General features: G+C 53.8%; 14 protein-coding genes. 7 read left to right on the plus strand and 7 right to left on the minus strand.

Annotation, left to right across the window (positions count from 1 at the left end):
* The first annotated feature begins 9 nt into the window (after positions 1–9).
* The gene (locus tag BUB22_RS03370; RefSeq protein ID WP_073113925.1) at positions 10–1,035 is read left to right on the plus strand and encodes a DUF4199 domain-containing protein; all 1,026 of its coding nucleotides are present in this window, start codon (positions 10–12) and stop codon (positions 1,033–1,035) included.
* Here the strand turns inward: BUB22_RS03370 and BUB22_RS03375 are convergent.
* Entirely contained in the window at positions 943–1,635 is a 693-nt protein-coding gene (locus tag BUB22_RS03375; protein ID WP_073113926.1) for a beta/alpha barrel domain-containing protein, read from the minus strand. The two genes, BUB22_RS03370 and BUB22_RS03375, sit on opposite strands and share 93 nt — an antisense overlap.
* An 88-nt stretch (positions 1,636–1,723) precedes the next feature.
* Between BUB22_RS03375 and BUB22_RS03380 the strand changes: the two genes are divergently transcribed.
* The 3 genes from BUB22_RS03380 (at position 1,724) to BUB22_RS03390 (ending at position 3,757) form a co-directional block, all read left to right on the plus strand.
* Positions 1,724–1,906: a hypothetical protein gene (locus BUB22_RS03380; RefSeq protein ID WP_139258691.1), complete on the plus strand. Its 183-nt coding sequence runs from the start codon at positions 1,724–1,726 to the stop codon at positions 1,904–1,906.
* 8 nt (positions 1,907–1,914) lie between these two features.
* Positions 1,915–3,087, plus strand: a complete 1,173-nt coding sequence (gene hflX / locus BUB22_RS03385; RefSeq protein WP_073113928.1) for a GTPase HflX — start codon at positions 1,915–1,917, stop codon at positions 3,085–3,087.
* A gap of 64 nt (positions 3,088–3,151) precedes the next feature.
* Entirely contained in the window at positions 3,152–3,757 is a 606-nt protein-coding gene (locus BUB22_RS03390) for a phosphatidylglycerophosphatase A family protein (protein WP_073113929.1), read from the plus strand.
* Here BUB22_RS03390 and BUB22_RS03395 read toward each other — a convergent pair.
* From BUB22_RS03395 to fabF, 3 genes are all read right to left on the minus strand, one after another.
* The gene (locus BUB22_RS03395) at positions 3,754–4,332 is read right to left on the minus strand and encodes a fibrobacter succinogenes major paralogous domain-containing protein (RefSeq protein WP_073113930.1); all 579 of its coding nucleotides are present in this window, start codon (positions 4,330–4,332) and stop codon (positions 3,754–3,756) included. The genes BUB22_RS03390 and BUB22_RS03395 overlap by 4 nt on opposite strands.
* Positions 4,333–4,341: 9 nt before the next feature.
* On the minus strand, positions 4,342–5,292 hold the full coding sequence (locus tag BUB22_RS03400; RefSeq protein WP_254794618.1) for a YfiM family protein: 951 nt from the start codon (positions 5,290–5,292) through the stop codon (positions 4,342–4,344).
* Between the two features lie 143 nt (positions 5,293–5,435).
* Entirely contained in the window at positions 5,436–6,665 is a 1,230-nt protein-coding gene (gene fabF / locus BUB22_RS03405; protein WP_072810532.1) for a beta-ketoacyl-ACP synthase II, read from the minus strand.
* A 180-nt stretch (positions 6,666–6,845) separates the two neighbouring features.
* Between fabF and orn the strand changes: the two genes are divergently transcribed.
* From orn to lgt, 3 genes are read left to right on the plus strand one after another with little or no spacing between them, the layout of a single operon-like run.
* Positions 6,846–7,391 carry an oligoribonuclease gene (gene orn / locus BUB22_RS03410; RefSeq protein ID WP_072810534.1) on the plus strand — a complete coding sequence of 182 codons (546 nt, stop codon included), beginning with the start codon at positions 6,846–6,848 and terminating at the stop codon, positions 7,389–7,391.
* Between the two features lie 4 nt (positions 7,392–7,395).
* Positions 7,396–8,847 (plus strand): penicillin-binding transpeptidase domain-containing protein, encoded by a 1,452-nt coding sequence (locus BUB22_RS03415; protein WP_073113931.1) that lies wholly within the window; start codon positions 7,396–7,398, stop codon positions 8,845–8,847.
* A gap of 13 nt (positions 8,848–8,860) precedes the next feature.
* On the plus strand, positions 8,861–9,736 hold the full coding sequence (gene lgt / locus BUB22_RS03420) for a prolipoprotein diacylglyceryl transferase (RefSeq protein ID WP_072810539.1): 876 nt from the start codon (positions 8,861–8,863) through the stop codon (positions 9,734–9,736).
* 30 nt (positions 9,737–9,766) lie between these two features.
* Here lgt and BUB22_RS03425 read toward each other — a convergent pair whose 3' ends face one another.
* The 3 genes from BUB22_RS03425 to BUB22_RS03435 are packed head-to-tail and all read right to left on the minus strand — an operon-like array spanning position 9,767 to position 13,175.
* Complete coding sequence (locus tag BUB22_RS03425; protein WP_073113932.1) at positions 9,767–11,095, minus strand: TldD/PmbA family protein; 1,329 nt, start codon at positions 11,093–11,095, stop codon at positions 9,767–9,769.
* A 20-nt stretch (positions 11,096–11,115) separates the two neighbouring features.
* Positions 11,116–11,358: a helix-turn-helix transcriptional regulator gene (locus BUB22_RS03430; protein ID WP_073113933.1), complete on the minus strand. Its 243-nt coding sequence runs from the start codon at positions 11,356–11,358 to the stop codon at positions 11,116–11,118.
* Positions 11,358–13,175 (minus strand): alginate O-acetyltransferase AlgX-related protein, encoded by a 1,818-nt coding sequence (locus BUB22_RS03435; protein WP_073113934.1) that lies wholly within the window; start codon positions 13,173–13,175, stop codon positions 11,358–11,360. The genes BUB22_RS03430 and BUB22_RS03435 overlap by 1 nt, the downstream gene beginning before the upstream one ends.
* Positions 13,176–13,264: the final 89 nt, after the last annotated feature.

A 13,264-nucleotide genomic window follows, 5' to 3' on the forward strand; every position in this document is an offset into this window, starting at 1 on the left:
AAAAGCATAATGATTTGCCCCAAATGCAAGCGAAAATACGAAGACGACATGCCCAAGTGCCTCTGGTGCGATGCACCGAACCCGAACTACGGAGCGGAAGATTCACCGGAGAACGAATCCGAACCTGAAATCAAGCCCGAAATTAAGGCAGAAACGCCCAAGCCCGAAACAAAAACCGCAAAAGAACACCACCATCACAAGTCAAAGGAGCCCGGCCTTAAAATATTCTGGTTAGCACTCCTCATCGGTTTTACCGGTGCTCACTGTTCTAGCAGCGGTCGAAACCTTCGCGGTGCACTTTACTTGATTTTCGGTGGACTGACATATAGAATCATTTACCTCATCCTTCGGGAAAACGGGTTCACGATTCCCACCGCGGTAGGTGCAATCGCCTTTATCGGCTACGCATTCATTGTATTCCTTTTCCTGAAGGATGTGTGGAAAATCTCGCTCGGCAAGTACAGGAACCGAAAGACCGGCAAAAAATATGAGTCAAAATCGTGGATGCCCGCATTGGCCCTCATTTTCACAATTATCCACGCTGTAATGCTGAATTTCGACGGATATTCTACCTACGAGATTGTATGGAACAACGGTGAACGCGTTACCGCCAAGATGAAACTGGCTGTCGAAGACTACATGCTTGCCCAAAAGAACTATTTTGAGCAGACCGGCAAAATCGGTGACGTAAAGGAGATCCGCTACATGAGCGGATCCGTCAAATGGAACGGACAATTCCTATACAGAATGGACGGGAATGGTCTTAGAGTCAAATACATGACAAGTTACCATTGCCCGTACAAAACCGAATGGCGGATTCACCCTGTCCTCCACAATGGCGCCCTCGATTGGGAAATTACACTCCCCGAAGACAGCCGGTGCAACGAATTTGCGCACCAACTCGTGAGCCTCAAGGAATCCCTGAGCAACGTGCCCAAGGAATCAGAGCCCGCCGCAAGCACGCCCGAGCTTGATAAAGGCGTTGACGGGGTCGGCGTAGTTCCAGATACCACCCAGCACGGAGATTCCCTGTAGGGGAAGTTTCTTGATATCGTCCAGGTTCTCGTGATCGATGCCCCCGAAAGCGATGACCTGCGGGACTTCAGGCATTTTGCGGGTTGCATCGCGCGCGGAACCTTGACGTTCATCGCAGGCCGTGTCTTGCGCGGCTAGTTTATCAGTAATGCACGCAATGCCGAGTGTTTCGACCGGCTCGTAGATGGACTGCGGTTGGAAAACGGGCCCTACAAGCGCTCCCGCCACCCATTCCGGCAAAGAATTGAGTTGCTCCAGATTGCGACAGACCGCAATGCAGTTCACGCGCTTCCATCGTTCCGGGACATCTTGCGAAAGGAGGGCGGCATCGCACACGCATCCGCGCACTTCCAGGCGCTCTGCCATATCGGGTGTACCGCGCACCCAGATGCGGTCGCGATATTCCATCGGGAGGGCCATAAGCCAGCGTTCGTACTGCGCTTCGGTCGCATACCGTACCGCACCGTCCGCCAAGTCCTGTGCGAACCCCGGCACGCGCTTCTGGAGAATGAGCCTCGTGAGCCCGCGCTTGAACATCTCCTCGATGTCATCGAACTCCGAGGAAAAATCGTCGAGGCATGTCGAAAGCCAAAGCCGCATGACACGAATATAGTTTTTTGCCCGCAACGGAAACGCACCTGAGATGTGCGCGAGCATCGAGATTTATTATATTCTGCGCATGGCCGATATGAACGACAAAAATATTCAGGACAAGAATGCGCCAGACGCAGCCAGCGCATGTCCGCAGGACAGCAATGCGCCGGGCAACAATGCTCCGGATTTCGCGAAACTCGCCGATGCCGCCTCGCCCGAAGGCAGCAGCATCAACAGCGAGGATTACTGGTTCCTGAAACTGAACGGGAATTGCTGACCGCATAGATGAAACAGCCTGCAGAACATAAACAGGAAAAAGAACGCTGCGTTCTCGTAGGGATATGCACCCCGAAGACACGCCCGTGGCTCGTATCTGAACAGGTAGCGGAACTCGGGCGCCTCGCCGAAACCGCGGGCGCTGTCGTTACCCGCAATTTTATCCAGCGCGTGCAGAATTTTAGCCCGGCCACCCTCATCGGCGAGGGCAAGGTGAACGAGGTCAAGCGCGCCCTCGAAGAAGACAACGCGAAGATGGTCGTATTTGACGACGACCTCTCCGGCTCGCAGGTCCGTAACCTCGAACAGCGCCTTCCCGGAATAAAGGTGCTCGACCGTACGGGCCTCATTCTCGATATTTTTGCAAAGCATGCCATAACCGCAGAAAGCCGCCTGATGGTGGAAGTCGCGCAGTTGCAGTACATGATGCCGCGGCTCACCGGTGCGTGGACGCACCTATGCCGCCAGCACAACGGCGGCATAGGCACCAAGGGGCCGGGTGAGACGCAGCTGGAAACAGACCGCCGCATGATCCGAAAGCGCATCCAGGAACTCAAGAAGAAACTCGAAAAGATCGAGGATGCCCGCGAAAGCCAGGCCGAAAATAGGAACGACATTTTTCACGTGGGTATCGTCGGCTACACGAACGCCGGAAAATCGACCCTCACGAACCGCCTCACCGGTGCTGACGTCTATGTAGAAGACAAGCTGTTCGCGACCCTCGACAGCACCACGCGCAAACTTTACCTCGATGGCGAAAACATCATCCTCTCCGATACTGTCGGGTTTATCCGCAAGCTCCCCCACAACCTCATCGAAACCTTCAAGAGCACCCTCGGGGTAGCATCCCATGCAGACTGCATTCTGGAAGTCGTAGACGGGAGTGCGCCGGATTACCGTGAACACCTGGAAGTGACGCACAAGACGCTCGAAGGCATCATCAGCAAAGACACTCCGCGCATCCGCGTGTTCAACAAGGCCGAAATCTGCGACGAGGCCCGCCGTACCGAGCTCTTGCAGAACTATCCCGAAGCCATCCAGGTAAGCGCCCGCGAAAACATCGGCATGGAGCGCCTGCGCGACGCATTCAAGACACAGCTTGCCGCCTGGAAAAAGAAGCGCGAAGCACATGAAGCAGCCGAAAAGAAAAGGGCAGAAATGCCGTGGCCACCGGAGGGATGATTCACTCCGTTCAGAATGACGAACAACTAATGACCATTGACTATTGACCAAGAACTAATAATCCATGAACAAGGAAGAACTGAAAGAGAAATACGGGAAGAAGCGCGTACCGCACGAATGGCGCAAGACGGACTGGTTTACCACGCTCGTCGTGACATTTTTCGGCTCGGGAATGAGCCCGAAGGCTCCCGGCACCATGGGCAGCCTCGCCGCGGCGATTATCGCCTACCCCATGGCATGGCTCGCATTGCGCCAATTTGGAAACTACGTATGGTCAATTTCTGGCAAAGCATTCCATTTCGGTTTCTTTATAAACCCATTTTTCCTGGCAACAGCCCTTATCGTATTCTTTGCCGCAATTCCCTTCGTAAATAAGGCGATGAAGGACACCGGCACCGAGGACCCCGGCTGGATAGTCATCGACGAAGTCTGCGGGATTTTCATGACACTCGCTTTTCTCCCGACGTACACAATCGTACATTATCCATGGTTCCTAGCCATCGCATTCGGGCTGTTTCGCTTCTTCGATATCCTCAAACCGCTCGGAATACACAAGTTCGAAAAATTCCCCGGAGCATGGGGCGTAATGGCGGATGACCTTCTTGGCGGTTTCTACGCAGGAATCCTGCTTGAGTTGGGAACGGCGATTGCCGTTGCCATTGGCTTCTAGTAGTCCTTGAGGCAGCGCACGGAATACATGTTGCTGCTCACGTCGAATTCCATCCTGAAATCTCCGGGAGGCTCAAGATGCCAGCCGTAAGCATCGCCATCTTCAGTCGTGGAACTCCAGAAATGCGCAGAGACACCCAGTTCCACAAATTCATCGGTCGCCTTGCCCGCAGGTACCACGTCGAACCCGTAACGGTCGCTGCCATCCCACTTGTCGCGGGACTTTAAACTCATCCAGGCAGCTTCCTTGCCGTCGCTATCCTCGATAAACGTGCGGAAGCGTTTCCATTCGTCATTCTCGGGCAGGTGCCATCTCGATGGGCATGCTTTATTTGCCATCTCGAAATTGTAAAGCCGGCCGTACTTCACACAGTTCTCGTTCTTGTTGTCGTAACAGGCGCTCCCCTTCACGTTGTACGCGAGATTTTCCGCCATCCATATGCGGCTCCCGATAACAACCGTCCTGTAGGTCTTGCCGTCACGGCTGTCACGGAACGAGCCCGTCTGAGGCAGGGCAATCGCGAATGTCGCGCCAAGTAAAAGCGAAATGCAGGCAACTTTAGGGATGCAATTCACGCGAACCTCCTAGAACTTTATCGGGTAAAGCAAGTACCAGTGGAATTCCGGGTAAACTTGTATGGTAGGGGCCGGCAACTTGAAGTAATTCAAGTACTTGATAAGCGTGCGGGCCAAGCGGCTCTGCGGGCGGAATGCTTCCAAGTCGTAGTCTAAAGCAAGGTAGACTTCACGGTGCCGATTTTTCGCATGGTAATCCATGGTTTCTTCATTGACACTTATACCTGCCGCAAAAGCAAGCCAGCTTGGGTAATACTTGCGAGCGCCAGCAGGCAGCATTCGGTAGGGTTTAAATGATGCCCAAAAAGTCTGGTTCACGTAATCGTCGGTAAATACGGCATCACCCACATGACCATCATTCTTATCATAATAGGCATCAGAGTTTATCCAATAACTCCACTTAAGGTCCACGTACTTAAACACCGGCACATAACGCTCTGCCATAGGCAAAAAACCACCCAAAGTTCCAGAAAGTACGTCAAAAACACTGAATCCCCATCTAGGCGAATAACCATCCTTGACATCAATCGCAATATGCGTAGTCATCGCGGAGAGCCCCGCAAACAAGTAAGACTGGAACTCAGAAAGCCCTGCCCAACGATAACCTTCGTAGAATGTTTCACCAAGAATCACACCTGCAGCAAAATGTCCAAGTTTGTCCAAGTTTAACGAATATTCGAAATCATTTTCAAAATGGAAATGACTCCTTTCGTCATCCCACCACCCCTTGGAAAACACAAATATGTATGCAGCGCCGAAGGAAGAAAGCGTGAGCGCACCAAGTCCACCGACCTTCCACCACGAAATTTCGGACTTGATATCGACGGAATCCTCGCTGCGATAATCCCACGTGGAATCGCGCCATGTGGGCGGGTCAAAAGGGGCCGCCTGCGTGGACTGCACAAGGCAAACCAGCGCAAAAACGAAAACAGCAAGGCTTTTCGGAAACGATAATCTCACGCATTTAAAGATAGAAAAAGAAAACCCCGCCAAATCCTATCGCTACTGCGTAACTACAGGATGACGGGGGTTCAAGGCAGGTCACGTCAGCCACCAATCAACGACTAATGACTAATAGCTAATGACCAATGACTAACAACCAATTAGTCGCGGGCCAACAGAAGCACGCTGTTCTGGCCACCGAAGCCGAATCCGTCGGAGAGCGCGTACTTGAAGTTGTGACTCGTGTTCTTGTTCGCGCAAACATCGAGATGGATGCGTTCATCCTTGTTGAACACGTTCGTCGTAGCGTGAATCATCTGGTTCTGCAGAGACTTCACCGTGATGATGGCCTCAAGGGCACCGGCAGCACCGAGGGCGTGGCCGATCATGCACTTGGAGGAGTTGATCTTCAGGGAGTCCGATGCACCGAACACCTTCTCGAGGGCGGAGCATTCAGCCACATCGCCGAGCGGGGTCGACGTACCGTGAGTATTCACGTAGCCCACTTCCTTCGGGGAAATGCCTGCATCGCGGAGCGCCATCTCGATAGCGAGACGCACGCCTTCGCCGTCTTCGCGCGGGGCGGACATGTGGTGCGCATCGGCGCTCATGCCGACAGCAGCAACGCGGGCAAGGATGTTCGCGCCGCGCTTCTTGGCGTGAGAAAGGCTTTCGAGCACGAGAATGCCGGAACCTTCGCCCATCACGAAGCCGTCGCGGTCCTTGTCGAACGGGCGGGAAGCAGTGGCCGGGTCATCGTTGCGCTTGGAGAGGGCGTGCATGTTGGTAAAGCCAGCGAGGGCGAGCGGGTTCACCGTCTCGTCGGTACCGCCAGCGAGCATGATGTCGGCGCGACCCAGGCGGATAGCGTCAAAGGCCGCTGCGATAGAATGGTTCGATGTCGCGCAGGCGGAAACCACTGCAAAGCAGGGGCCCATCCAGCCGGTGCGGTTGGAAACTTCGCCCGCAGGCATGTTCGTAATGGACATCGGGATAAAGAACGGTGAGACGCGGGTCGGACCACGGGTACCCCAGGTAACCGCGTTGTCAGTGTAAGTGTTCATACCGCCAATACCTGCACCGATAATCACGCCGGAACGGGACGGGTCTTCGGCCTTCGGGTCAACACCGGCATTCTTCAATGCCTGGAAGGCAGAATAGACTGCGTACTGGATGCACTTCGAGAACCTGGACTGGTCTCTGGTGCTAAAGAACTCGGAACCGTCAAATTCCTTGACCGCAGCCGCAATCTGGACCGGCAGTGCAGAAACGTCGAACCTATCAATCTTGGCGACGCCGGACTTGCCCTGCAAAAGGTTGTCCCAGAGGATGTCGGGGGAATTTCCAAGGGCCGAAACACAGCCCATACCGGTAATTACTACTTCTTCCATAGTGTATTCCTGTGTGTAACAAATTAACGAGCCGAATATAGCAAATATTTTTCTTACAATAAAGTGTTTTATTTCTCATTGACATCGTTGTTTGACGAAGCGTAAAAATAGGCAGACAAAACGTCAAAAAATATCTTGACAATTTTACACTTCGGTACAAAAAACTAAATTTACAACGATATGGCAAAAAAGAAAAGTTCTAGAAACCTGGTCTGGATGGATTTGGAAATGTCCGGGCTCGACCCCGAAAAGGACGTTATCCTGGAGATTGCCACCATCGTTACCGATGCGGAACTCAACATCCTAGCCGAAGGGCCCGTCATTGCCATTCACCAGAACGAGAACGTCTTTGAATCCATGGACGAATGGAATACCAAGCACCATACGGCGAGCGGTCTTGTAGAACGCTGCAGGCATTCGCAATACTCCACCGCCGACGCCGAAAAGGTGACGCTCGACTTTATCAAGCCTTTTACCGAAAAGGCAAAGAACGTACTGTGCGGCAATTCCATCACGCAGGACAGGCGTTTCTTGTACAAATACATGCCCGAAATATCGAACTGGCTTTGCTACAGGAATATAGACGTAAGTTCCATCAAGGAACTCTCATTCCGCTGGTATCCAAAACTTGATGAATTCCAAAAGGAAAAGCGCCACGAGGCCCTGAACGACATCCGCGAGAGCATCGCCGAACTCGCCTACTACCGTAAGACCATTTTTAAGTAAATCGATGAAATATTACTACGACCCCCAGAATCGACTCCCCTACAAGAAGAGATTACGTAACCGTTGCATCGCTATTGCCATTTTTGTTGCAGCCTGCGCCCTGATTGGCTCGTGCATATTCAAGAGCGGCGAACGGGCGGCGCAACCGAAAGGATTCGTCGTAAACGGCAATGATCCTACGGCAACATCCAAAGAATGGATCAAGGACACACTCCGTGTGGATTCTTCCATCATCGATTCGCTCAAGGAAGCGCACCGAGCAATCAAGCTGAAGGATACATTAACCGAATCCACAGTAAAGAGTCTTTTCGGCGAGGCAAAGGCATCAGCGGAAGCAGTCTCGAAGGAATCCGAAAGGAAGGAAGACCTCGAGAACACGCAGGCAGCCGTAACCGCTGCGGTCACCCCGGAAAATCCGCCCGAGGTAGAAATTGTTGATTCCGTGCATATCAAGAACCAGAAGGACGTGTTCCTCGCCGAGAAAATCGACAACATGCTCCGGCGCTTCAAGCCCATGCACAGCGCGATTCTTGTGGTGGAACCGAACAGCAACGAAATCATTGCCTGGGGTGAAACCAAGGATTACAAGGTGCAGAATGCGCCGGACTACATCTCGCGCAACACCTTCCCCGCCGCATCGCTTGCAAAGACCGTCACGATTGCAGCCGCGATGGAAAGCAACCGCTATTCGCTCAATTCCCCGATACCCGACAGGGGCGCGCACCACACGCTGTACAAGAACCAGTTGCGCGTGCCCGAGAACTATGCGGGCCCGACTATTGAACTGCAGGACGCCTATGCGAAATCCGCAAACCCGCCGCTCGGCATCATCGGCCTGAACGTCGGGGCAAAGCGCCTGCGCGACGCGGCAAAGATGCTCGGCTACAACACGAACTTCCCCGGAGGCCTCCCCGGGCGCTCGAACTATGCACCTCCCGATTCCGGATACGGGCTTGCCGAAGTGAGCTGCGGGTTTATCCAGTCGACAACCCTCTCTCCCCTCCTAGCGGCCGCGCAGGTGCGTTCCATACTCGCCAAGAAACCTCTCGAAATCCCGTGGGCGAAAGACCTCGAAGGCATCGCCCCCAAGCAGCGCATCGCTCTCGACGTGGGTAAGTTCAGCGAGAACACCTACTACGGGCTACGGGCCGCCATGCTACGTTCCGTCACGAACGGGACCGCAAGGAAGCACTTATCGACCAAGAATATGGCCCGCAAGAATTTCAACGCCCTGAACATCGGCGGCAAGACTGGTTCGCTCGACGGTAACGACCCGAACGGGCGATACGAATGGTTTATGGGATTTGCACAGTCGAAGGAAGACCCCAAGAAGGCGATTATCGTAGTCATCATGCAGGTTCACGACCTGCAGGGCTACCGCTCGCAGCCTGCATGCCAGGTGGCGGCGATGATAATGAACTACTGGGCTCACCAGAAATTATGGCAGACAAACTAAAAGCGAGGACAAAATGGAACCTTCCTGGTGGAACCTTATACCGACCTACTTTGACGGAATCGCATTTACAATTCCCCTCATGAACTTCCCGGTCCACTGGTACGGCGTGATGTACATTTTCGCGTTCGTCACCGCATACTTTACCATGTGGAAAATCAACTCGAAGGAAAATCTCGGGTACACCAAGGAGCAGTTCGACAACCTGTTCATGTGGGCCATCGCGGGCATCCTCATCGGTGCGCGACTCGGGTACGTTTTCTTCTACAAACCGGGCTATTACCTCGCAAACCCGCTTGAAATAATCATTCCCCTCACCCACGACGCACTCGGGTGGCACTTTACGGGCATTGCAGGCATGAGCTACCATGGCGGCATGATTCTCGGCACCATCTTTGCGATTATCGGAATGAAACGCAACAAGATGGACGTGTGGAAAACGCTCAACCTGAGTTTCCTTGCTGCCCCGCTCGCCTATACCTGGGGGCGATGGGGCAACTTCATCAACGGTGAACTTTTTGGCGAGGTGACCACAAGCCCCATCGGCATGTTCTTCCCGCTTGCCCACGACAGCCCCATCACGAACCCGATTCTTCACCACCCGAGCCAGCTCTACGAAATGTGCTTCGAGGGAATCATCCTGTTTGCGGTTCTCTATAACCTGAGACGCATTCCGCTATTGCGCGACAAAATGCCCTGCCTCTACCTGATGGGCTACGGCATATTCCGCTTCTTTATCGAATTCTTCCGCAGGCCCGATGCCCACCTGGGGCGCATCGACCTGTTCGGCATGAGCCGCGGGCAGACGCTCTGCAGCCTCATGATTATCACAGGCCTTGTGTGGCTGATTGTGCTGATTTACCGCCAGAAAAAGGCCGTTAAAAACGGCTAGTCCTGGGTGCAACGGACCACATCAGTAAACCTAGCAACTCACCGCAAGGTTTGAAACCGCGAGCGCGGGCACCTTTATACCTGAAAACTTGTCGTAGTATTCGCTCCCGACGGCGACGACATTCTGGATAATGTCGAAGAAATTTCCGGAAAGCGTCACGCCATCAACCGGATGCTGGATCACCCCGTTTTCGCACCAGAACCCGTGAGCCCCGATGCTCAGTTCGCCCGAAACGGCATTGCAGCCAGAATTGCCCTCCAGGCGAACAACCAACAGGCATTTCGGGAATAACTTCAAGAGTTCCGCCGTAGTCTTGTCGCCCGCAGGCACATACATGTTCCAGAACGCAGTACCCATCTTCGAACCGAAACCACGGGCAGCGCTACCTGTTGTACTGCAGCCATCTTTCGCGGCTGTTTCCAGATTGTAGAGAGCCTCGTTAAAGACACCGTCCTTTATAACCTCAACGCGACGCGTGAGAGAGCCTTCGGAATCGAAATAGACCTTGTTGCAGAAATTCTCGGAATTCGGGTCGCTCCAGAGAGAGAACTTTTCGGACGCAATCTTTTCACCCAGCTTACCCGCAAGGCGGGACATGCCCTTCTGCATGGATTCTGCGATAAACGGCGACCCGTACATTCCAACAAAGCGGCCGGCAATGCGTTCCGAGAAAATCACAGGAATTTTTCCGCCTTCAATTCTCTTCGCGCCAAAAAGTTCAGTGGCGTATGTAGCAGCCTTGTCCGCGATTTCTTTCATCGAAATTTCATTCCAGTCGCGACGGCTCTTTACGCAATTACCTAACTTACTGACTCCATCGCGTACTGCGACCGCACCCGCACCGACAGAAACGGAGTTGTCCTTGTCGGTGTAGAAAAGCCCGTTACTGTTCGCCACGATAGAGATTTCACGGTTCAGGTCGGCACCGAGGTACGGAATGTTCTTGATGTCGGTGGAACGTGCGAATGTTTCCTTTTCGAGTTCTATGCAGAAATCCTTGAGCTCCGCAAGCGAAAGCGAATCGAGGGCAGGATTGTAATTCGGGCTGTCATCCGGAATCTGCGCCGGCTTCGGAAGTTCAATATTTACAGGCTCCGTCCACTGCGTGTGGCAAACCGCATCCTTGATGGTCTGTGCAATCGCATCCCTGGTAAGGCGCTCGGTGTGCGCATACCCTGGATGTCCGTCCTTGATGACGCGGATACCAAGCCCTACAGAATCGGAAATCTCAGTATTCTGCACCTGCCCCTGAAAAACAGAGATACCCTCGGAATGCGAATTCGAAGCGATTATGTCGAACTGTTCCGCCTCGCCCTTCGCGAGGTCACACATACAAGAAACTGCGTCAGTAATATTCATAGTTTGCCAATGGTCATTAGTTATTGGTCAATAGTTTTTTTCGCTTTACTGGCAAGCATTCGCCAGTAGGCGGCGGGGCTCCCCGTCACGGATTCGAGCGATTCGGCGAGTTCTCGGGTAATCTCGACGGTCCCTGCAATCAAGCCCTCGAGCGTTTCCATCGGCACCCCGATGCGGCGCGCGAATTCGGCCTTGTCCATCTTGAGCCACTCGATACCTTCCAAAATTGCCTGCCCCGGAGTGGGCGTTCCATGCCTTGCCATTAGAAATCAACCTCTTTCCAGCCTTCCGCACCAAAGCGGAGGTCACGTTCTACAAATTCCCAAATAAGGAGCTTTTTGCCCTTAAGCACGCCGGCCTTGCGGGCAAGCTTCTCGCGCACAAGGGTCGAAGCGCCACCATCGCTCACGATACTTGCGACAGGCCTTCCCATTTCCTTCGCGAAGTGTGCAATCCAGCCCGCGTTTACCGGCGAATCCGTCTGGTAGATGCGGCTGAAGCTATCACCGAGAATCAAGATCTTCGCCTTGCGGAAATCGTCCTTGAAGGGAGTCACAGTCGTATCGTAATAAAGCGAATCGTCTTCCTCGCATGGATTCATTCTAACATGGTAGCATGAATCAAATGCACTACCCTTAGGACAACTTTTTGTCAAAGCACGCACACAGGCAGCATCATCTTCATCACAGGGACTATTCTTTGCAAAATAGCAAGAATCGTCACGTTCGGGACAATCCTTCATCAGAGAATCCAAGCAGTTAGCACTGCTCTGAGCCATACCAATTCTTTCTATGATATTCTGCTGCATCACCACATGCCCCGTCACCTGCTGCACCTTGAACACATCGAACTTGTTGAGCCCGCTCATCTCGCCGATATCGCCCATGCGGTCGGCCACGGAATCAGATGCGACGTATTCCATAGATGGCTCACTGATATCCACGACTCCCGCCTCCACCATCTCGCGCACCTTGCCTGCAATCACGCCTGCGGCAAGTTCTGCCCCGCGCGGAGTCCAGTGCGTGTCGTCGTTCAGGTAGAGCGGTCCAAGTTTTGCATCGTCTGCCTTCGCGGCAAGGAGTGGCGTGTACAAATCCACCGTATGGAGCCCGAGGCGAGCGAGCGAATCGAGAATCGACTTGCCGTGACCCGCGGCAGTCGCGCCCCGAGATATGTCCGCGCCGTTAATGCCTGCGACCGGGGATGCGCCGGTCAGCCTTTCGGGATAGATGCTCGGCTTGCCCGGAGTAACCACCACAAGGAGTTCCACGCCCTTCGCCTTCAGCTGGTCGCGGAACCGGAGAATCGCCTGCACCGGGTTATCGAGTTTCGCACTGCGCTCATCCAGCGGGGACGGTTGCACCAGGAATTCCACATCCTGCCGGTAGAAAAGCCAGCGATCAGAAGCCGTGGCGGTATCGCGCCCGCAGCCTGCACCAATGCAATCGCCTGCCGCACCGAGCACCACCTTTTCGCCCGGGTCGTTAAAGATATTCCATACCGCGAGCTGGTAACGCGGGCGCACCGCAAGCACCAGCGCATTCTCGTCTTCCACCTTCTTCTCGAAAGCCCGCAGATAGCGGCTCGTCCATACGCCGTAATGCTTGACGCCCGAAATTGCCCGCACAACCGAGAAATGCCCGAACTCGCCCACCACCGCCTTGAGTGTTGAATCGACGACCTTGAAACTTTCGGGCTCGTCCTCGAGACTCGCAAGCAACGTGTCCGCCTGCTTGAGCAGCTTGTAGCCCGCCTCCGCTGTATCGAGCTGCGCATACGCATTGACGGTCAGCGCGACCGCCTCCAAGTCGGAAAGGGCCCCGATTACGGGTTCCAGCGCATCCACAGTCTCCGCGCCACCCGCAATAGACTCGCGCGCAGCACGCCAGGCACTATCCAGGCGCATCGCCCCCGCAATCATATTAGATTCCCGCACGAATGGGGTATAGACAATGTCCTTAAAGATGTCGAAGGAAACAAACCGTTTATCGCCACGCAGGTCCGCGACGGCCTGCACCGTAAACGGAAGCAGGAGCAAGATCCCGAACAGGACAACAATTGCAACGTACTTTTTATTCACGATGTAAAGTTACAAAAATGCAAAGGAGATCCCCGACCAAGTCGGGGATGACGTAGCAAAAAAGAAACGCTGTCGGAGTAATCCGCCAG

Origin of the sequence: Fibrobacter sp. UWCM, from assembly GCF_900129735.1 — a bacterium.
Classification (GTDB): domain Bacteria; phylum Fibrobacterota; class Fibrobacteria; order Fibrobacterales; family Fibrobacteraceae; genus Fibrobacter.